Origin of the sequence: Pontibacillus salipaludis (assembly GCF_014642405.1) — a bacterium.
Lineage (GTDB): Bacteria > Bacillota > Bacilli > Bacillales > BH030062 > Pontibacillus > Pontibacillus salipaludis.
Window position 1 is genome coordinate 152,828 of record NZ_BMIN01000008.1, and the last position, 17,142, is coordinate 169,969.

The following is a 17,142-nucleotide window of genomic DNA, read 5'->3' on the forward strand; positions in this document are numbered from 1 at the left end:
GATGATGAGGGATGTACGTGAATTTATGATAGGGATGATGGTAAGCGGAGGGCATATATAGTTGGGAGGGTGGCTCAAGTTCGGGGAGAGCGACTCAAGTCGGGGCAGAAGTGGCTCAAGTTCGGGGAGAGCGACTCAAGTCGGGGCGGAAGTGGCTCAAGTCGGGGGAGAGCGGCTCAAGTCCAGTGAAAGCGACTCAACCTATAGAAGAACCGGCTCAAGTTCGAAAAAAACTGACTCAAGTACTTAAAAAAACAGCTCAAGCTAGAGATAAAAAGCGCAAGTCAGCAAGGAAGTGGCTCAAGTTAGAGAGAAGTGGCTCAAGATTAAGAAAAAGTGACTCAAGTAGGAGGAGAGAGTTAGCGGGAGCGGCTCAAGTTCGGGTGGATCGGCTTAACCCCTGGTTCCGATATCCAGTCTGGAATTTAATCCATCAAAAAAAGGACGGTTCAGGCCGTCCTCTAGCTTTTCTATTCCACTTTGTCAGCCTCGGCCATTCTGTGAGGGTGGTGGGGGCCGATGGTTTTACATGGTAGGCATTCGACTTTGCCTTTTTCTAAATAAAGGGCGCGGCAGCTTGGGCAATGTTCAGCGTTTTGGCGCTTTAATGCTTCGCCGACCCATGGAATCATTTCGGTGTCGTTCATATTGTATTTATCTAAGCCCTGGACTGGTTCAATCCGATCCATGTGATAATTGAACTCGAACCACTTTCCTTCACGGTTCATAAAGTAGTAGACCAAATCCGCATTTTTTCCTCTATAGCGAGGTAGGGCTTTCGCAACTTCTTTCGGTACAAAAGACATAAGTGTATCAATAAATTCGCGACTCATTGTTGGATATAAAGGAGCAACATCCTCAAATCCGAAGTCAATCATATGAATGATCCCTTCTTGGATTTTCGCTACAACACTGAATCCGGCTTTGTTGATTTCGAATCCCTCATGGTAATAAGTGAAATCCTCATCATACCACATCAAAAAATCCTTTCTATAACCTATCTAATTGTACAATTGTAGCATACATTTGATTATCGCGTGAATGTAGAGGTAGCAGAGAGTGAGTAAAGAAGAGTGTACTTTCGTTGACTCATGTACATCGTCTGTTTTATAGTAATTGATGCCTCAATGATTGATGGGTCAATGAATGGATTCGTTCTAGTTGACAAAGCATAAGGATCTATATTAAATTAGTTGACGGGTCAATAATTGATGCATCAATTAATTAGGTGAGGAGGGGGATTTGTTGACGAATTCATATCAAGAACAAGAGAAGCTCATTCTTCAATTGAATGAGATCTATAGACAGATGAGCCCGAAATTTGAACGCTGCACAGGAATAAGCCAGTCACGATTAGAGTTACTTCATAAATTAATGGAAGTTGATGAGATTAATCAGACTGAGCTCCGTCACCAGGTCAACATTGATAGTGCTGCCGTGACGAGACACCTGAAGCAGCTTGATGAAAAAGGGGTCGTCACTCGTCGCAAAAACCCTGAAGATAACCGGGTCACATTCGTCAAGCTAACAGAAGCTGGTCGAAAAAAGATCGAGCGTTATTGTAAAGAGAAAGAAACTTTTATTAAACAAGTCTTCAAAGGAATCTCAGATCAAGAGCGTGCTGTCTTATCTGATTTATTAACGAGAGTAGAGAGCAACGTGAAGGATATTGAAGACGAACAACCTATAGAGTAGAGGAGAATACAACATGACGAAAGCAACTATCAACGATTTCAACCAAATTATTTCAGGTCGTCGTTCCATTCGTAACTACGATCCATCTGTAAAAATCAGCCAAGAAGAGATGACTGAAATTCTAAGAGAAGCAACCATGGCTCCTTCTTCTGTTAACTTACAACCTTGGCGCTTTGTTGTCATCGACAGTGAAGAAGGGAAAGAAACCCTTAAGCCTCTAGCCATGTTCAATCAAAATCAAGTCGAAACATCTGCAGCCGTAGTAGCTGTATTTGTAGATATGAACAGCACAGAATACCTTGAGACGATTTTCGATAGTGCAGTTGAACAAGGGAAAATGCCGCAAGAAGTACGCGATCGTCAAGTTCCTGCCATTCAAGGACTAGTGGATCAACTTTCAGAGGATGCGTACCGTGAAATGAATCTAATCGATGGTGGCCTTGTGTCCATGCAGTTCATGCTAGCAGCTCGTGCTCACGGCTATGACACGAACCCAATTGGTGGATATGAGAAAGACCAAATCGCTGAAGCCTATGGTCTGGATAAAGACCGTTACTACCCAGTTATGCTGATCTCAATCGGTAAAGCAGCAGAAGATGGGTACGAATCTGTACGTCTTCCAATCGATACGATCGCAGACTGGAAATAAACTGATAAGAGAAAGAGGGAATAACCATGATTATCACTCACGCACATTTTCAAGTAAACCCTGAGAAAGAACAAGCTTTCTTAGAAGAGATCCGTTCACTGATCGCTGACTCAAGAAAAGAGGACGGAAACATTTCGTATGACCTAATGAAAAGCACAGAGCAAGAGAACACGTATACAATGGTAGAAGTATGGCAGGATCAGGCTTCTGTTGAAGCACATGGGAAGAGCAGCCACTTCACAGCTTTCGTTGAGAAAGCACCACAGTTCTTAACTGCTCCACTTGAGATTGAGTCGTATGCAGGGGAAAAAATCGAGCGTTAATATAGATGAAGGAAGCATCTGGTCTTGGGCCAGGTGCTTTTTTTATTTTTGTGGGAAAGTAGGAAAAGGTCTTCTTTATTCATCAAGACGCTTGGCCAGATTATTCAACTTTACATCATGCACACCTGTCTTTTCACTTAAATAATCAACATCAACTCGAGTACGGCTTACTTTTTGATCAATGATATCCAACATGGCTTTACTATCATGCTGTTGAGCATATTCGATACGGTCAAATCGTCTGTCCATATAAGAGATTAGGTTAGGGAGATATACATGAAGATGAACGTTTCTATAGTCCTTTTTCTATAGATGAAAATCTATCCTAAGTGATCTTTTGAAAAGTACGTGTTACTCCTGAAACGTTTCAACGATTGTCCTCGTAATACAAGGAGAGCCGTTGAAGCGGAGGGGGTTAGTTATGAAAAGAAGCAATCGGAACATGTCTAAAAAGAGTTGGTTCGTTATTCCTTTTGTGAGTGCAGGTGTCATGCTGCTACTCGCTGTGGTTCAAGTAATACACATGATAACACCCCAAGTTGGCGTGTGGGCACCACCTGATCGTGGCGAGGTGTTGCGGACGGTATCTTATCCTCTTTTAATAGCTTTGATGTTTATGCTGAGTGGTGTGTTTAAATTAGTTATTTACAAAAAGGAAAAGAAGCGACAAGAGTAGGTATTTTTCAGCAAAGGGCTTGTACATAATCACTCATGTCATCACATAGGTTCCAATAAAGGAGTGGAATCTAAGATGACGACGTATGCAAAGATCTTCTTAACAAACGGCAAGGCGTATGTAATCGAATGCCAGGATCGAGATGAGTTTCTAGATTTGTTAGAGGATAGCGGGCTTGTTGAAATTGAGGATGATATCATCATTAATCCGCAGCAAGTGTGTGCGGTGGAATTTGAGGAGAAATAAAAAGCTGAGGCGGGCGAGGAATATAGTTGTGTAGTTGAAAAGCATAGAAATTAATGGATAAGGAATACCGATCGTATATGATTTCGGTTTCCTTTTATTATTGATAAAATAAGAGTGATTCCAATAGTCTCTATTGATTATAAACTTTAAGGTAAAAGTAGTGATGGTATGTTGTTCCCTGAAGCTAAGGATCTAGCGCAAGTTAAGTTTTATATGTTTATTGCTATCGAAGTATATGTATTCTTAGCTATAATGTTATCCTTTTATATATTGTACAAAATAGCCATGTTATCCAATCATAAAGGTTTCAAAAATCTCTTCTTATTTCTAATGAGCTTTTTGCTTCGTGTACCTTTCCAATCCGTCGAAATAACGGAGTACAAGAAATTGTCGTTTAAAATCGTACTAAAGGAAGTGTGGAAGGTCCTCTTCATGTTAGTGATTGCTACGATTTGGTTTATAGTCGCAATGATCTTAGGCTATAATCAAATTCAAGGATTTAAAGGGTAAGAGACGAGAGAGTTCGTATAAAAAGTTCACCGTATTGTAAACATGATGATTAATTGCTCTGAACGTGATTACATAAGTATAGAAGGAAAAGAACCTGAGGGAAGTGGGAAGGTTGATATCTTATAGTCAAGAGAGGGAGATAAACATGGAAACAAAACGGTATGGAGTATTTGGTTCGGCATTTGATCCCATTACAATCGGTCATCTTGTCACAATGGAAATGGTAAGAGACAGGAGAGGATTAGATGGAATTATTCTGATCCCGTCTTCAGATATAAGGGCTGATAAGGTTCAGGACTTATCGCCGAATGAGGATCGATTGAGCATGATCCAATTAGCGATTGAAGATAATCCTCATTTTCATGTTCATGACATTGAGCTTAGGGCTCACGCTTGGGAGACGTATACGTATAACACGATGGAAAAGTTAAAAAGAGAATATGCGAATGACGAACTGTTCTTTGTGATGGGTGCTGATAATTTAGCCAACATCACAACATGGCACAAGGGGCAGGAACTCATCGAAAACAATAAATTCATTGTCATGGGACGAGAAGGATATGATATGCCTGAAATAATCGCTAGAAATTCTTTTCTGACTAAGCATGAACACCGATTCGATTGTTTGAGTAAAGGTGTGAATGTGGAAACAAGTTCTACACTCATTCGTTCTCGCATTGAAAACGGAATGAGTGTGAAATACTTAGTCCCTGAACTGGCATTAAATTATGCGTTAGAGAAGGGACTGTATAAATAACTCGTATTGGATGGATGACCCATTATTCAGCATTCACACTCGTATGTTTACTAACTTTTATCCAAAAGTAGAAGCAAATAACTACTTCCCAAAAGTATAAATGCAATTTGAGTTGCAACGTAAACGGTAAACTCAACTGCAGTTAGTTTCTTGGTCTTTTTGATTTTCTTAAAATGAAAATAATAATAAACGGCACAGAAGAGCAACACTGCTCCAGATACTTGAAAGATCATTTCCAATAAGCTGATCAATTACATCCTCCTCTCCTGAGTTCTGATTGTTAGAAGCAGGTGCAACACTCTTAAATTATCCAATTACTTACTACGTTAAATTCTCCGTTTAAACGTTCGCTTCTTCCAACGTTTGAACACGATTTCCTTTTCTCGTTTCCTGAACCATAATAACCGAACCAATCACAAAAGCGATCCCAACATACTGCCACAGCGTTAACGTCTCATTAAAGAGAAGAAATCCGGTCAGAGAAGCTACTACAGGCTCGATCGTTGCAATAATAGAAGCGCGGCTTGATTCTACGTGTTCGAGACCTTTGGTGTACAAAATAAACGGAAGCATCGTACACAAGAAGCCGAGTCCTACGATGAATCCCCATACTTTCCAATCGGAGAGAACCGGTACCATTTCCCCCAAACCGCTAAACGGGACAACAGCAACTGTTGCGAATAGAAACGTATACACCGTAACGGTTAGGGAGTTATGTTTCTGAAGGGCGTATTTTCCGAAAATGCTATAAAGGGCGTAGAAAAATCCAGAGCCAAGTCCGAGTAGAAGGCCGTATAAAGAAATAGAGCCACTCATATCAGGCAATAAACCAATTACAAGTGTACAGCCAATAAACGTTGTGAGTAAGGCGCTGATCTTACGCGTTGTCAGAGGTTCCTGGAATAAGAACTTCGACAAGATCGTGACGAAAGCGGGAGCCGTATATAATAGGACAAAGGCGATCGAAATAGACGTTTCTTCCATCGCGCTAAAAAGGCACCAGTTGAAAAACACGATGCTGATAATGCCCGTCCCAATAAAATAGCGACTATCAGATAGCTTAATTCGGAACAAACGTTTATCTTTTAAAGCAACATAGACACTCATGAACACCGCTGCCATGAACACACGTAAGGCCACGACCTGAACAGGGTTGAAGCCTAAGTCGTATAAATACGTTACAAAAATTCCGATGATTCCCCATAAAGTAGCCCCTAGACCAATAGAGACCAAAGCTGAACGGTGTTTCATTCTAATCCCGCCAATCGATTCATTTGGTACAAGACTACCATATTCAACTAGAGAACCATATTGATTTTTTACAAGAATATTGGAAGAAATATGATAAAATGTGTGATGGTTCAAAAGGAGAGGATTGGATGAACGAACGTCACAAGAATGCTAACCAAAAATGGAGCAAGATTCGCGAGAAAGGTAAGAAGCATTACATATTATATTACGGTGTGCTTGGCTGGGGATTATCCACAGGGGTACTCTTCTTCCTGCTTGGTGAAGGAATGGAGCACAAGCTAACGTTCGGTGACTACTTCACTGGAGGCTGGGTGCTTGAGCTCGCAATTGCGATTGGGTCATTTCTGTTAGGTGGTCTATTATTTGGTTATACCATATGGGGGTTAAATGAAGGGAACTATATGAGTGATGAAGAGGTGACGAAGTGAAGGTTTCTACAAAGCTTCCCGTATCAGAGCAGTTCCGTCCTGAAGAGGAAGGATGGACGATGCTCAAGGAGCCAAACGCAGCGCTAGCTCAATGGATGGCCTTACCAATTGGGGTATTTGCGATTCTGTTGGTTTATTTGTTGGCAGTTGTATTAGGAATTGAAGAGTTTTATCAATTCCGATTTGGCTGGAATCTTCTCTTGGCTTATGCCGTCATGCTTCCCATTCATGAAGGCTTACATGCGGTAGTGTTTCCGGCTAAGCTGAAGTCTGATGATATTTATGTTGGGGTGCTGATGAAGTACCTTGTGTTTTTCGCTTTTTATACGAAGAGGATGAGTCGCAACCGGGCTCTGGTAGTCTACCTGACCCCTTTCCTTGTGCTATCGATTGTGCCAATCGTGTTTATGGCGGCGACCGGGGTTTATTCTTTATTTTTGTTTGATATCGCTTTTCTAAATGCCATAGGTGCCTGTGTCGATCTTCTTGCGATCTGGATGATTTCCACTCAAGTTCCGAAAGAAGCCGTCGTGCGAAACAAGGGGTATAAGACGTATTGGAAACACCAAAGGATGTCGTAACAAGAAAGTCAGCCCAAACTCATACATAAACGATACATAAGTAACGGGAGAAGAAACGCAGGTTGGCGGTTCTTCTCCTTTTTTAAACGCATGATCTAGTTACCTATCTAGAATTAGGTAATCGTTTGTCTTGTAGACGGAAAGGTTATGTGCGGCTGCAAAGTTCGTTAAATCTGTATATACGTCTTCGGGTGTGAAATGAGTGATTCTGACTTGAGGGCCTTTTTTTGTTTTTATGATAGCCCCCTTGGTATTCCAGCCAACACGTTTGAACTTGATCTGTTTGATTTCATTTGGAGAGAGGGTCCGTTTATATAGTGGCCAGGAGAAGAATAAGACTCTATACGATACATAGTTTGAATCGATTGTACATTCGTAGTGGATAAAGAGAGTGAAGAAGGTAAAGATGCAAAATAGAATCCCGAACACAAGAAATTCAACAGAAAGGCTATTCCGAAATGATGAACTTAGTACAGAACTTACCATTAAAAATAAGAGTAAAAGCAAAGGAAACGTTTGAGTCTTTGCTCGATAAGGCATGAATACTACTCCTTCCATAGCTTAAGAATACGAGAAATCAAATAAAGGGAACTCTTAAAGGTTTTAGTCATTATTTCCATGGTAATATAAAATTCTTTGCGTCAGCCTAATAATCCTCCTGAATCAGGGGGAAAACCCAAACTATTGACAATATCAAAGATACCTAGTATAGTATTTTATGTACCCCTTAGGGTATTGGTGAGCAGATAAAAAACGCAACTATAAATGAAAAAGTAACGAAATTCAAAGAAACGTGAAGTTCTCATTCACAACTAAAATCGATTCACACTATAGAGGAGAGATTACAATGGCAAATAAAATGACAATGAACGTAACAGCACAAACAGAAGGTATTACTGTAAAAGCAAATGCAGGAAAGCACGAATTTATGATTGATGAAGGCAAACACATGGGCGGTCAAGACTCTGGGCCAAACCCACTTCAAAGTGTACTCGGTTCCCTTGCCGCTTGTGAAAACGTGACGGCGCGCATGGTCGCAAGAGAGATCGGATTTGATCTACAGGACATTTCCTTCAACATCTCAGGTGAGTTCGATCCTAGCGGTTTCATGGGCAAAGCAGATGTTCAGCCATACTTCGAAACGGTAACGATCGAGGCTGACATTACAACAAGTGAATCAGATGAGCGTCTGAAAGAACTACAGGAAAAAGTAGAAGCCCGTTGCCCGATTTATACAATGATGAAAGCAGCTGGCGTGAACATGGTTGATACGTGGAACGTAGCACAGCCGGCATAGTAGAATAGAGAGAAGCCAGGATTAGCGGATCCTGGCTTCTTTTTTTATGGTTCCCATGCATGTGTGGATTTGGTATGCTTTAATTGGTTTCCTTTATTTGTTAAAAGATGAAAAGAGCATGGTATACATAAAAACAACTGAGGAGGATGATGTAGATGTTAGGAAGAGGGAAGAATACCGTAGGAAAAGTGCTTGCTTATTTAGGGATATGGGTTTTTGCCGCTGGTTTTGCGTTTAGTGATTTATTGGGGATTGAAGGTACGCCAGAATTATTAGAGACGTTATCGATACCGCTATTGGTTATAGGGGTACTTATGTTGGTATCGTCAAATTTCTTTAGATTAAAAAATTAAAGAACATACGGAATTAACTCAGTAAACTCTAACCTCATGATGAATTGACTGAGTATTAATAGTAAAAGCAAGATGCCAATGCCTAGTGCTCCGTATCCGTATCGCTTACGTTCCGACAAATGCTCCCCTTTCATTTCTTTCAAAGCAGGGTAGAAAAAGCCAATCACCGGTACAGCTATGATACCGATCGTCATTAAAACGACAGCAAGTACGTCCATGAGAAGGACTCCTTTTTACAGTATTTAGTAACCTTTATCTCTTTGGGTAAAACAAAAAGGGAGTAGGGGGATGGAACAAACTAGATTGTAAATCATTACAGGACTGAAACGTAAAGTCATGTAAATCGTAAGTGTAAGATAAGGATTTTCGATACAGTGAAATAGCTTCTACAACGGAGGTGCTAAATCGTTTATGAACAATGAAGACCAAAACAAGCCCTTTAATGATGCCATAGCCCATAAGCAAGATATCGAGGGGTTCCCTAAAACGAGGGGAGGCAGGTTACCTTTACCTATTAAGCTTATTGGGTATTTTCTGGTTGGAGGCATGATCATCATGTTTCTATTCGGATTCATTGGAAACTTCTTTTTCAATTAAAGGGTGCCTAGGGAGTTGTCTAAATGGCAGCTCCTTTGTTGTTATAGGAAAGTGGTCGTTTAATAAAGTGAAGGAGTGGGAGTTTGCGTAAAAGCGTTGTTGTTGAGTTATTGTTTAATGAGAAAAAATATGGATTAGAGAAATTTCTGCTCCTCTTACTCCTTTGGTTTGTGATTTCATATGTAGGGGCGCTCTTTCAAGTTTCTCTGATTCTTCTATATGTCCCTGTGTTAATGCTGATGTTGATCACAGGTTTAATTAAAATCATGTGGTACAACAAGAAAGAGAAAAAGAATACCAGAGTGAGCGACTGGATAGGAATCGTACTAGCTTTTATTGTTTTGGGCGCATCGGTATTTCATTACTGGCAAGATAGCAGAGTAGAGGAAGCAGTGTATGATGCCATTGGAGAAAAAGTAGGGGATGAGAGTTTCACAATAAATTATTTTGAAGAAATCGAGAGGGAAGAAAACACCTATCTTGTTCATTATACCGTTGAAGGAGAAAACACGGAGTATTTGGAGTGGTATGATTGGCGGAATGGAGAATTGATTCATAAGAATACGAAAACCCTAGGAGACATGGGATAGGGGGACAGGTCCCTTGTCCCGTCACCTCCATCTGTGACGGTTTCATTAGTCTGCATGGACATCTTGTAAGATATAGTAGGAATTTTAATAGAGTGAAAACACAAAAAAACTCAGTTCTCCCCCGTAGGTTAAGATGACAAAGCACCAGAACCGTCCCCGCGCTTCGAGCCATTTCTTAGAGAGAACATAACCATACAGGAGGACTAGTACCATTGTTTATCGAAATACTACAACGATGTACGAAACACTTATTCTTCATCTCTATCGTTTTTATCCTTATAGGGTGCAGCAATGAATCACCCAAAGAGGCAATAGACAATCGTTGGTCTGGCGAATTAGACGTACATGAGATTATATCCAAAAAGGAAAGAACGTATGGAACTGTCGTCCTCTTTTCTGCCTACAATGTAGATGAGAATGATGCATTGGAAAGAGTAGGGGTTGCTTTATTGGCTAAACATAGCGATTCTAACTGGGAAGTGATCGATACGACAGTAGAATCAGTGGAAAACGATTCATTCGCCGCCCATCATAAAATTGTACATATCGAAAATGGAAAAGGGAAAGAAACCGAAATACCGATCGCTTTCGGTAAGGTAGAGGACAAACGTGTATCTTCTATTACAGCAAGAGTGAATAATAAAGTTGAAAAAATAGAAATCCTACCCATTAACTCAGGTCGTTACTTTTATAAACTCAACGCTTGGGGACCTATAAAGGCTCTAGATGAAAATGGGGAAGTTATGGAACAGTACGGATCCTAAATAAAGAGCCTTATGGAACAAACAATTCAATTTGGAGGTTATCTTATGCCATTAGAACAAGAAGTTATGAGTCTGTTAATTGGTGGTTTTTCGATTGTTATGGGGACCGCTATTTTGGTTACAATCTTTCTATGGATAAGAAATAAACATAATCGCTCAGGTTATACATGGATAGTATTGCATCTGCTATTCGTTTCGGCTGCAGTCTACTTTGCGTTAAAAGGAATGGCTTTTGACTACACGCATCCAATGGCTTCAGAAGAGATTTCGCTCCAGATGGGGATCTCTGGATTTGTTTGGGCACTGAGCATGCTTTGTTTGGCCATCGCATTAGTTCGCTTTTCAAGAAAAAGAACCCATAGCGCTACTTAAAAGTTCACCTCACAAGATAGGTGGAAAAAGTCGATTTCCGAACGTAAAGGAAATCGACTCTTTTTATGTATTGGCCTAATTCGAAAGGGTACTGCAAGTCCTTTGGAAAAAATTATAAAATAGTATTGATTATTCAGTTGAACTGTATTATGTTATTACTAAGTTACACTATATAGTTGAACTGAATAAAGGGTGAGAGAATGAAACACAAATTACTGCCGTTGTCTGAAACGATGCACTACATTTTATTAGCTCTACGTGAGCCACTGCACGGCTATGCCGTAATGCAAAAGATCGAAAGCATGAGTGAAGGCTCCGTTAGCTTAGCCGCTGGTACATTATACGGGGCGATTGAAAACTTAAGTAAACACGGTTGGATTGAACCGGTCGGACATTCAGGACGGAGAAAGATCTATAAGATTACCGAAGAAGGAAGCACGATTCTAAAGATGGAACAAGAAAGGCTCTCGCATATTTTATCCTTATATGAAGAAGGTGATGTGAATGAAGAAGTTTAACGTGTTTATTAATATTGAAAAAGAAGAGCAATGGCTGAACGAACAGTTACAAAAAGGGTATCGCTGCACACATATTAATAGTTTAGGATTGTACACCTTCGAAAAAACGGACCAGAAATATGTGATGCGACTTGATTATCAAGAATATTTACCCAAGGAAAAGCGTGAAGAATACATTGGAATCTACGAGGATTTCGGCTGGAACTATATAAAGGGGAGCGGGCTTGGAATCCGATATTGGCAAAAAGAAGACGATGGCCAAAATGAAATCTTCTCCGATCGCCAATCACAAGGCAATTATTATAAGCGATTAATGAATTATTCACTGTGGTTCGGGATGCTCTGTTTAGTGTTTTCTTTTATGATTTACAAGGATACGAGATTATACCACGCAGGCCTTTGGGATATGAACGGTGCACTATTTTGGAAAGCACTTATTTTTGAAACTCCATTTGTTCTCTTGAAGTTGCTCCCTATACTTATGGTTGGCATTTTTGCTGGAAGTTACTATAAAGCTTATGTGAAGTATTCCATGTTGAGAGAAAAGGGATAGGGGGACAGGTCCCTTGTCCCGCCGCCTCTATCTGTGACGTTTACTCATCAATTAATGACTAAAAGGTAACAGAGGCGACCGATCTATGACACTTTCACTGAGCTACATGGTCATAATGTAAGAGATAGCACTTATCTGTAACCTTTTATAGAGAACAAACACAAAAAACGTCAGAGACACGCATGTTCTCTGACGTTTTTTGTATGAAACAGTATGGAAAAGGTAACAGTTCCTCCTTATGTTAACGACTTGGCTTTGCTCTTAAGATTAATGCGAATAGACTAAGTACGACAAACACTATAAATGATCCAATTGAAATAGAATAAAGACCTGTCTTATTACTGCTTTCATAGACTGCAACCGTACGGTATTTATCTTGGTGATCTCCTTTGACCACAGCACCGTAGCCTTCGGAGTGTTTAACTGAAGTATCTCCATATTCTATAGCAATCTCTCGTTCTCCCTCTTCTTGCAATGCGGAAGCGTTTGGATTTTTATATACTACAAAATACTCGATGGCATCTTTTCCTTCAACAAGGGACGTAATCTGTTTAGTCTTCTGCTCAGACAAGCTACTGTCTTCAATCGTCATGATCACACTACTGACGGTTTGGTCAACGGTCTTCACTTCATATTCCTTCCAAAGTATACTAACCAAAAGCACTAAACCTAAGGCAAGCGCAATGCCAGACATTCGGAATAGATTTTTGATTACCTTGCTTTGGACCTTGAACAACTGAAATAACCCTTTTTTGATTTGGTTTTGATCGCCGAAACGGTTAATGGCGATATCGATTGCTTCTTGTTCTGTCTTTCCGTTAGCTTTTAGCTCTGCAACGGTTTCTACTAAATGAGCGCGCATCTCCTCTTTTAATTCTTTTGCTTCATTCCCATCGACATTGGCGTATATGGAATCGACAAACTCATCAACTTGCTTCATGATTCTCCTCCTTCAATGAATGAATCCATTATATTCTTCACGTAGTTCCACTCTGCTCGTTTTTCTTTGAAGCCGTCTTCACCTAGTTGGGTGAGTTTATAGTATTTTCTTCTTCCACCTGGTCCTTGATCTTCCCCCCAGTAAGGGGAGATCCATTTGTTTTTTTCTAATCGTTTTAACGATAAATAGAGTGTGCCTTCCTTCAATTCAAATTGCTCTTCACTTTTTTCACGAACAATTTTCGCTAACTCGTATCCATACATGTCTTTTCTATGTAAAAGAGATAATATAAGCGTATCAATATGCCCTTTTAATACTTCCTTACTAATTTCCAATTTTTTCACCTCTGGTAACCACTATATGAAAGAGTACTTAATAATGCAAGGTATTCTTGTGCAAAAAAAATACAGTTTTTCTTTTACTATGGGATAGGGGGACAGGTCCCTTGTCCGCCAACCTCTATCTGTGCCCTTTTATAGAGAACAAACACAACAAACATTAGAGAAACAGTATGAAAAGGTAGCAGATCCTTCATATATTACAATCAGGAAGCGTAAGAACCATCCCGGAGCTTCCAAGTTTCAGGGTATTGGTATAATTTTGAAACTTTTTTTGGTATTAATCGTAAATTTTATTAGGTTGTAACTATACCTCTTCTATGTAATTGAGGGAGGAGAAAATGCATATGTTTCTTGGAGATATTCTAATACGGCGGGGACGTTTAATTCTGTATTTTTATAAGGGGATGGGTGGATGTATTTTTCATCTAAAAAGGATATTTGGTCAAGATTATTCTATTATGGTTTTTTAGTATTTATCGTATGTATTTACAGATTTGGTTCAGAACCCTTTGGATTACAGTTTATACCTTATAACAGTATATTCGGCTATATTCTAACAGGGGTGTTATTAGGGGGCATTACTTGGATTTGGTTTAGGACAGGATACTTTGTTGAAGATGGGAAATTAACAATTAGATTTGGCCCGATTAAGAGGTATATTAACAGTAGAGATATTATCAAAATAAGCAATGAAAGAAGTCTCATTACTGCACCTGCTCTTTCAGTTGATCGACTATCAATACTTTATGGTGATTATAAGGTCATTAGTATTTCGCCTAAGAATAAAGAAGAGTTCATACATTTATTGACATCTGAAAATGCAGAGATAAAGTACATAGGTGGAGTTTGTGAAAAACGGATTTAAACAGACGGAGCAGCTTTTTTAACAAGCTGTATGTTGGAAATTTTATAAATGCAAGGGGGTAGAACTATGTGGAGGAACAGCATCAGATTTCCCTTCATATTTTTTGTAGTATCAATCATTTGGCAGTTGATTTTTTATAAAGAGGTTAAATGGGTTGATAATATAGGGATATTTATTTTAATGTTCTTAATCTTACTATTATATAATTTGAGATTATCAAATAGAAAGAACGACAGTGGGGTTAAATAGAAGATTTTAAAGGGTTTTTACTATTTGTGGCGATAGCTGTATAGGGACTATTGTTTATGGGAGGAGAAAGATGTCAAAGATGATCAAATTAATGTTATTTTGGACGCTCGTAGCTCCAACCATCATTACGATCCTTCTTATGATTATAGAATATAGTGTAGGCAAGGATGTTGAACTGCTATCATACTCTGCGATTTTTTTAGGTATAGCTGCTGGGGGATTGATTTTTGCTGGACCATTAAATTATTTAATAGCGAAATCTAAAGAAAAGTAAATCTGCTTACTAATACTGTTCTGATAACGGGCACGATTGTTCATTGTGAGCAATCGCCTTTTTGTGAAACAGATTAAGGTAAATAATCGTAAAATATATAAGAAAAAAGAAGGAAGTGATGCATTCATTGTTTTCAACATATTCCAACTTACAGATAAAACAGGAGTCCGTATTTAAAAGTCAGAGTCATCAGTACTCCATACGGTCTGATGGGAAATTAATAGGAATGATTGAGGAAACCATAGATCCTTCAAGAGATTGGAAAAATCAATTGCTGAATTTAATTAACTTACATTCCGTAGGGAGTAAGGTTCTATGCATAACAAATCCCAAAGCAAAGGTCATGGCCTATATAAGTAAAAAGAGAGGTTTCAATAAGAATATAGATGTCTTTGATGCAGAATGGAACAAACTCTCTATACTACAACAAGAATTAAAAATGACGTCTCAAAAAATACTTGCTGTCTCCCCTGATGGAGATGACTTTCTTATTGCAAGAGGTAGAAATGGGTCATTGGACTTTTTTGTAAAAGAGAAGGAAGCAAGTGAATTAGTGCTTTCAAGCATTAAGAAGCGCTCAGTTCCTAATCCAACTTTCAAAGAATCTTTAGTGTTAGGAGATCAATATACCATTAACAGTGATAAACACATAACAGAAATGCAGCAATTCATTATAATTGTGATGACAATAGTTATTAGTGAACAGTTACATAATGTGTAAGAATTTTTGGAGGGTATGTGTATGAACGATGAGAAGAAAAACCTCTATTTCTATATGACGCTTGGGTATACAGGTCTTCTCCTTATTGGTTTAGCAACTATGAGGTTACTATCTGTTATCCACGACTTCCAGGGACAGGCTTTTGGAATAGGTGGTTTTTTGTTGGTCTGGGCTTATGTGAGGTTTATGGAAAAGAAGTTAGGCATAAGTAATAAAGAATTCATTATAAGTAAAGTTATCTTTGTGGTTGTTTTTTCTATATTTACATTTTGGTTCTATATTTAATGGGATAGGGGGACAGGGATAGGAAGACAGCTCCCTTGTCCCGAACTGTCCGCGAGCTTCCATGGCTAATTAATAGGTTTCCGTTGAAACAATCGCATCAGAGGTAATGGAAGGCTGTGTAGAGAGTGTATGCCCGTTGCCTAACTCGAAATAAAAGTCTCGTTCTGTGACATGAACTGAACTCGCCCGTTCTTCTTTATGGAATTGAATAGAGTATTCATTGTTTGCTGTACTCGCAAATTCCCACCCCATACCGTTTACACCTCTTAAAGACTGGACTCCTGTAATTATTACGGCTTTGTATTCCCCGTCTTTTTCTAGCAATTCACCCATGGTATATTCATCTCTGTTATATTCTGCGATAAGAATTTGCTCATTTTTATTTGTTTGGGCCTTGATGATATGACCTTTTATGTTCTCTTTAGTAGCGAAATCGTTTATCGCTTCTTTCTTCGAAGAGAATGCTTCTCCTTGAAAAGGATCATTTTGTGTGGAATCACTACTACAACTCGATAACAATATAACAAGAGGGATAGCGAGTATAAATAAAAGTTTCTTTAAAATAGGACCTCTTCCTTTCTATATTAAACATGAACGTCAGGGTACTCTACAATTTTGTGCATCTATCATTCCACTAGCATATCAATTGGGGCCCATGAATTGCTCCGTTCTTTTACACGAAAAGAATACTCCTTTGCTTCAATCAATCACCCACCAAAGGAATATCCAAATAAGAAGAGAAACATGATTCCTATAAATAGTAGACTGATGCCCATCGTCGCAATAGGAACGAATTTGTTGTCACGTTCCTTCTTTAAACTAATTCCTCCCACAATCACTCCTAGTATTCCTGTTATGGAAGTCACTTGGATGAACTGAACGATCGCGCCTAATCCATTCACAGACATCATGTTTATAAACCAAACGAGTTGAATGAGGAATACAGCTAAGATAAGAATCGATAGCTTTCCTGAAACAGTTTTCGCCACACAATCCCTCCTTATTGCTTTCGTTAATTGTAGCATGAGTTCCATTTTCGACCAAATAAAGATTAGTCTGAAACGTGGCAACGGACAGTTATAACCATGTTCAAAACCTATGTTATTTAGTATAGTTAAATGTAAGATTTTTGAAAGATAAATAATGCTAAAGTACATAGGTGGAGTTTGTGAAAGGATGCACTTAAACTAAACCAGCTAATAGTTTGTCAACATTTATCAATAAAAAACTAAAAAAAGACATGATATAATAAAAAAGAACAAGCCAAATAACCTTCCATCAAAACTAATTGGAAGGTTTTGCACTAT

At 39.0% G+C, this 17,142-nt stretch carries 30 protein-coding genes; 21 read left to right on the forward strand and 9 right to left on the reverse strand.

Features of this window, described 5'->3' with window-relative positions; all coding sequences use genetic code 11:
• Positions 1–470: 470 nt before the first annotated feature.
• Positions 471–977 carry a hypothetical protein gene (locus IEW76_RS10780; RefSeq protein ID WP_188653682.1) on the reverse strand — a complete coding sequence of 169 codons (507 nt, stop codon included), beginning with the start codon at positions 975–977 and terminating at the stop codon, positions 471–473.
• 268 nt (positions 978–1,245) lie between these two features.
• Here IEW76_RS10780 and IEW76_RS10785 point away from each other — a divergent pair, with 268 nt between their 5' ends.
• Genes IEW76_RS10785 through IEW76_RS10795 form a run of 3 tightly spaced genes read left to right on the forward strand, consistent with a single transcriptional unit; the run spans position 1,246 to position 2,667 of the window.
• Positions 1,246–1,695, forward strand: a complete 450-nt coding sequence (locus tag IEW76_RS10785; RefSeq protein ID WP_229721205.1) for a MarR family winged helix-turn-helix transcriptional regulator — start codon at positions 1,246–1,248, stop codon at positions 1,693–1,695.
• A gap of 13 nt (positions 1,696–1,708) precedes the next feature.
• Complete coding sequence (locus IEW76_RS10790) at positions 1,709–2,344, forward strand: nitroreductase family protein (RefSeq protein ID WP_188653684.1); 636 nt, start codon at positions 1,709–1,711, stop codon at positions 2,342–2,344.
• A gap of 26 nt (positions 2,345–2,370) precedes the next feature.
• Positions 2,371–2,667: a putative quinol monooxygenase gene (locus IEW76_RS10795; protein ID WP_188653686.1), complete on the forward strand. Its 297-nt coding sequence runs from the start codon at positions 2,371–2,373 to the stop codon at positions 2,665–2,667.
• Between the two features lie 75 nt (positions 2,668–2,742).
• Here the strand turns inward: IEW76_RS10795 and IEW76_RS10800 are convergent, their stop codons facing one another.
• On the reverse strand, positions 2,743–2,916 hold the full coding sequence (locus tag IEW76_RS10800) for a hypothetical protein (protein WP_188653688.1): 174 nt from the start codon (positions 2,914–2,916) through the stop codon (positions 2,743–2,745).
• Positions 2,917–3,088: 172 nt separating this feature from the next.
• Between IEW76_RS10800 and IEW76_RS10805 the strand changes: the two genes are divergently transcribed.
• From IEW76_RS10805 to nadD, 4 genes are all read left to right on the forward strand, one after another.
• Positions 3,089–3,343, forward strand: coding sequence for a hypothetical protein (locus IEW76_RS10805; protein ID WP_188653690.1), 255 nt, complete (start codon positions 3,089–3,091; stop codon positions 3,341–3,343).
• A 75-nt stretch (positions 3,344–3,418) separates the two neighbouring features.
• Positions 3,419–3,589, forward strand: a complete 171-nt coding sequence (locus IEW76_RS10810) for a hypothetical protein (protein ID WP_188653692.1) — start codon at positions 3,419–3,421, stop codon at positions 3,587–3,589.
• A 168-nt stretch (positions 3,590–3,757) separates the two neighbouring features.
• The gene (locus IEW76_RS10815; protein WP_188653694.1) at positions 3,758–4,099 is read left to right on the forward strand and encodes a hypothetical protein; all 342 of its coding nucleotides are present in this window, start codon (positions 3,758–3,760) and stop codon (positions 4,097–4,099) included.
• 145 nt (positions 4,100–4,244) lie between these two features.
• Complete coding sequence (gene nadD / locus IEW76_RS10820) at positions 4,245–4,856, forward strand: nicotinate-nucleotide adenylyltransferase (protein ID WP_188653697.1); 612 nt, start codon at positions 4,245–4,247, stop codon at positions 4,854–4,856.
• Between the two features lie 339 nt (positions 4,857–5,195).
• On the opposite strand, the gene IEW76_RS10825 is transcribed toward nadD, so the two are convergent.
• Complete coding sequence (locus tag IEW76_RS10825) at positions 5,196–6,107, reverse strand: DMT family transporter (RefSeq protein WP_188653698.1); 912 nt, start codon at positions 6,105–6,107, stop codon at positions 5,196–5,198.
• A 128-nt stretch (positions 6,108–6,235) separates the two neighbouring features.
• On the opposite strand from IEW76_RS10825, the gene IEW76_RS10830 reads away from it, so the two are divergent.
• The gene (locus tag IEW76_RS10830) at positions 6,236–6,535 is read left to right on the forward strand and encodes a hypothetical protein (protein WP_188653700.1); all 300 of its coding nucleotides are present in this window, start codon (positions 6,236–6,238) and stop codon (positions 6,533–6,535) included.
• Entirely contained in the window at positions 6,532–7,116 is a 585-nt protein-coding gene (locus tag IEW76_RS10835) for a DUF3267 domain-containing protein (protein WP_188653702.1), read from the forward strand. Before IEW76_RS10830 ends, IEW76_RS10835 begins: the two co-directional genes overlap by 4 nt.
• Positions 7,117–7,215: 99 nt before the next feature.
• Here the strand turns inward: IEW76_RS10835 and IEW76_RS10840 are convergent, their stop codons facing one another.
• Positions 7,216–7,656, reverse strand: coding sequence for a hypothetical protein (locus tag IEW76_RS10840; protein ID WP_188653704.1), 441 nt, complete (start codon positions 7,654–7,656; stop codon positions 7,216–7,218).
• A gap of 307 nt (positions 7,657–7,963) precedes the next feature.
• Here IEW76_RS10840 and IEW76_RS10845 point away from each other — a divergent pair, with 307 nt between their 5' ends.
• Both IEW76_RS10845 and IEW76_RS10850 read left to right on the forward strand, forming a co-directional pair.
• On the forward strand, positions 7,964–8,413 hold the full coding sequence (locus IEW76_RS10845) for an OsmC family protein (RefSeq protein WP_036783724.1): 450 nt from the start codon (positions 7,964–7,966) through the stop codon (positions 8,411–8,413).
• 155 nt (positions 8,414–8,568) lie between these two features.
• The gene (locus IEW76_RS10850; protein ID WP_188653706.1) at positions 8,569–8,766 is read left to right on the forward strand and encodes a hypothetical protein; all 198 of its coding nucleotides are present in this window, start codon (positions 8,569–8,571) and stop codon (positions 8,764–8,766) included.
• Here IEW76_RS10850 and IEW76_RS10855 read toward each other — a convergent pair.
• Positions 8,763–8,984 (reverse strand): hypothetical protein, encoded by a 222-nt coding sequence (locus IEW76_RS10855; protein WP_188653708.1) that lies wholly within the window; start codon positions 8,982–8,984, stop codon positions 8,763–8,765. The two genes, IEW76_RS10850 and IEW76_RS10855, sit on opposite strands and share 4 nt — an antisense overlap.
• Positions 8,985–9,177: 193 nt before the next feature.
• On the opposite strand from IEW76_RS10855, the gene IEW76_RS10860 reads away from it, so the two are divergent.
• From IEW76_RS10860 to IEW76_RS10885, 6 genes are all read left to right on the forward strand, one after another.
• Positions 9,178–9,363 (forward strand): hypothetical protein, encoded by a 186-nt coding sequence (locus tag IEW76_RS10860; protein WP_188653710.1) that lies wholly within the window; start codon positions 9,178–9,180, stop codon positions 9,361–9,363.
• A gap of 83 nt (positions 9,364–9,446) precedes the next feature.
• Positions 9,447–9,953, forward strand: coding sequence for an MBT domain-containing protein (locus IEW76_RS10865; RefSeq protein ID WP_188653713.1), 507 nt, complete (start codon positions 9,447–9,449; stop codon positions 9,951–9,953).
• 212 nt (positions 9,954–10,165) lie between these two features.
• A complete protein-coding gene (locus IEW76_RS10870) occupies positions 10,166–10,717 on the forward strand; it encodes a hypothetical protein (RefSeq protein ID WP_188653715.1) in 552 nt (183 codons plus the stop codon).
• Between the two features lie 45 nt (positions 10,718–10,762).
• Entirely contained in the window at positions 10,763–11,089 is a 327-nt protein-coding gene (locus tag IEW76_RS10875; RefSeq protein WP_229721206.1) for a hypothetical protein, read from the forward strand.
• 200 nt (positions 11,090–11,289) lie between these two features.
• Positions 11,290–11,607, forward strand: a complete 318-nt coding sequence (locus IEW76_RS10880) for a PadR family transcriptional regulator (RefSeq protein WP_188653717.1) — start codon at positions 11,290–11,292, stop codon at positions 11,605–11,607.
• Positions 11,594–12,160: a DUF2812 domain-containing protein gene (locus IEW76_RS10885; RefSeq protein ID WP_188653719.1), complete on the forward strand. Its 567-nt coding sequence runs from the start codon at positions 11,594–11,596 to the stop codon at positions 12,158–12,160. The genes IEW76_RS10880 and IEW76_RS10885 overlap by 14 nt, the downstream gene beginning before the upstream one ends.
• 241 nt (positions 12,161–12,401) lie before the next feature.
• On the opposite strand, the gene IEW76_RS10890 is transcribed toward IEW76_RS10885, so the two are convergent.
• Positions 12,402–13,100: a permease prefix domain 1-containing protein gene (locus IEW76_RS10890; RefSeq protein ID WP_188653721.1), complete on the reverse strand. Its 699-nt coding sequence runs from the start codon at positions 13,098–13,100 to the stop codon at positions 12,402–12,404.
• A complete protein-coding gene (locus IEW76_RS10895; RefSeq protein ID WP_188653723.1) occupies positions 13,097–13,435 on the reverse strand; it encodes a PadR family transcriptional regulator in 339 nt (112 codons plus the stop codon). The genes IEW76_RS10890 and IEW76_RS10895 overlap by 4 nt, the downstream gene beginning before the upstream one ends.
• Before the next feature lie 418 nt (positions 13,436–13,853).
• Between IEW76_RS10895 and IEW76_RS10900 the strand changes: the two genes are divergently transcribed.
• The 4 genes from IEW76_RS10900 to IEW76_RS10915 all read left to right on the forward strand — a co-directional run bounded on the left by IEW76_RS10900 (position 13,854) and on the right by IEW76_RS10915 (position 15,835).
• On the forward strand, positions 13,854–14,306 hold the full coding sequence (locus tag IEW76_RS10900; protein ID WP_188653725.1) for a PH domain-containing protein: 453 nt from the start codon (positions 13,854–13,856) through the stop codon (positions 14,304–14,306).
• Positions 14,307–14,625: 319 nt separating this feature from the next.
• Complete coding sequence (locus IEW76_RS10905; protein ID WP_188653727.1) at positions 14,626–14,829, forward strand: hypothetical protein; 204 nt, start codon at positions 14,626–14,628, stop codon at positions 14,827–14,829.
• Positions 14,830–15,055: 226 nt separating this feature from the next.
• Positions 15,056–15,550, forward strand: coding sequence for a hypothetical protein (locus IEW76_RS10910; protein WP_188653729.1), 495 nt, complete (start codon positions 15,056–15,058; stop codon positions 15,548–15,550).
• Positions 15,551–15,571: 21 nt separating this feature from the next.
• The gene (locus IEW76_RS10915; RefSeq protein WP_188653731.1) at positions 15,572–15,835 is read left to right on the forward strand and encodes a hypothetical protein; all 264 of its coding nucleotides are present in this window, start codon (positions 15,572–15,574) and stop codon (positions 15,833–15,835) included.
• A gap of 69 nt (positions 15,836–15,904) precedes the next feature.
• Here IEW76_RS10915 and IEW76_RS10920 read toward each other — a convergent pair whose 3' ends face one another.
• Both IEW76_RS10920 and IEW76_RS10925 read right to left on the reverse strand, forming a co-directional pair.
• Positions 15,905–16,168 (reverse strand): hypothetical protein, encoded by a 264-nt coding sequence (locus tag IEW76_RS10920; protein ID WP_188653733.1) that lies wholly within the window; start codon positions 16,166–16,168, stop codon positions 15,905–15,907.
• A gap of 374 nt (positions 16,169–16,542) precedes the next feature.
• Complete coding sequence (locus IEW76_RS10925; RefSeq protein ID WP_188653735.1) at positions 16,543–16,824, reverse strand: hypothetical protein; 282 nt, start codon at positions 16,822–16,824, stop codon at positions 16,543–16,545.
• Positions 16,825–17,142 lie beyond the last annotated feature (318 nt).

What these genes read in the sequence shown, in the direction of transcription:
- IEW76_RS10780 (WP_188653682.1), bottom strand. Translation starts at nt 977, where the DNA reads ATGTGGTATGATGAGGATTTCACTTATTACCATGAGGGATTCGAAATC.
- IEW76_RS10790 (WP_188653684.1), top strand. Translation starts at nt 1,709, where the DNA reads ATGACGAAAGCAACTATCAACGATTTCAACCAAATTATTTCAGGTCGT.
- IEW76_RS10795 (WP_188653686.1), top strand. Translation starts at nt 2,371, where the DNA reads ATGATTATCACTCACGCACATTTTCAAGTAAACCCTGAGAAAGAACAA.
- IEW76_RS10800 (WP_188653688.1), bottom strand. Translation starts at nt 2,916, where the DNA reads ATGGACAGACGATTTGACCGTATCGAATATGCTCAACAGCATGATAGT.
- IEW76_RS10805 (WP_188653690.1), top strand. Translation starts at nt 3,089, where the DNA reads ATGAAAAGAAGCAATCGGAACATGTCTAAAAAGAGTTGGTTCGTTATT.
- IEW76_RS10810 (WP_188653692.1), top strand. Translation starts at nt 3,419, where the DNA reads ATGACGACGTATGCAAAGATCTTCTTAACAAACGGCAAGGCGTATGTA.
- IEW76_RS10815 (WP_188653694.1), top strand. Translation starts at nt 3,758, where the DNA reads ATGTTGTTCCCTGAAGCTAAGGATCTAGCGCAAGTTAAGTTTTATATG.
- nadD (WP_188653697.1), top strand. Translation starts at nt 4,245, where the DNA reads ATGGAAACAAAACGGTATGGAGTATTTGGTTCGGCATTTGATCCCATT.
- IEW76_RS10825 (WP_188653698.1), bottom strand. Translation starts at nt 6,107, where the DNA reads ATGAAACACCGTTCAGCTTTGGTCTCTATTGGTCTAGGGGCTACTTTA.
- IEW76_RS10830 (WP_188653700.1), top strand. Translation starts at nt 6,236, where the DNA reads ATGAACGAACGTCACAAGAATGCTAACCAAAAATGGAGCAAGATTCGC.
- IEW76_RS10840 (WP_188653704.1), bottom strand. Translation starts at nt 7,656, where the DNA reads ATGCCTTATCGAGCAAAGACTCAAACGTTTCCTTTGCTTTTACTCTTA.
- IEW76_RS10845 (WP_036783724.1), top strand. Translation starts at nt 7,964, where the DNA reads ATGGCAAATAAAATGACAATGAACGTAACAGCACAAACAGAAGGTATT.
- IEW76_RS10850 (WP_188653706.1), top strand. Translation starts at nt 8,569, where the DNA reads ATGTTAGGAAGAGGGAAGAATACCGTAGGAAAAGTGCTTGCTTATTTA.
- IEW76_RS10855 (WP_188653708.1), bottom strand. Translation starts at nt 8,984, where the DNA reads ATGGACGTACTTGCTGTCGTTTTAATGACGATCGGTATCATAGCTGTA.
- IEW76_RS10860 (WP_188653710.1), top strand. Translation starts at nt 9,178, where the DNA reads ATGAACAATGAAGACCAAAACAAGCCCTTTAATGATGCCATAGCCCAT.
- IEW76_RS10875 (WP_229721206.1), top strand. Translation starts at nt 10,763, where the DNA reads ATGCCATTAGAACAAGAAGTTATGAGTCTGTTAATTGGTGGTTTTTCG.
- IEW76_RS10880 (WP_188653717.1), top strand. Translation starts at nt 11,290, where the DNA reads ATGAAACACAAATTACTGCCGTTGTCTGAAACGATGCACTACATTTTA.
- IEW76_RS10885 (WP_188653719.1), top strand. Translation starts at nt 11,594, where the DNA reads ATGAAGAAGTTTAACGTGTTTATTAATATTGAAAAAGAAGAGCAATGG.
- IEW76_RS10890 (WP_188653721.1), bottom strand. Translation starts at nt 13,100, where the DNA reads ATGAAGCAAGTTGATGAGTTTGTCGATTCCATATACGCCAATGTCGAT.
- IEW76_RS10900 (WP_188653725.1), top strand. Translation starts at nt 13,854, where the DNA reads ATGTATTTTTCATCTAAAAAGGATATTTGGTCAAGATTATTCTATTAT.
- IEW76_RS10905 (WP_188653727.1), top strand. Translation starts at nt 14,626, where the DNA reads ATGTCAAAGATGATCAAATTAATGTTATTTTGGACGCTCGTAGCTCCA.
- IEW76_RS10910 (WP_188653729.1), top strand. Translation starts at nt 15,056, where the DNA reads ATGATTGAGGAAACCATAGATCCTTCAAGAGATTGGAAAAATCAATTG.
- IEW76_RS10915 (WP_188653731.1), top strand. Translation starts at nt 15,572, where the DNA reads ATGAACGATGAGAAGAAAAACCTCTATTTCTATATGACGCTTGGGTAT.
- IEW76_RS10920 (WP_188653733.1), bottom strand. Translation starts at nt 16,168, where the DNA reads ATGGGTGAATTGCTAGAAAAAGACGGGGAATACAAAGCCGTAATAATT.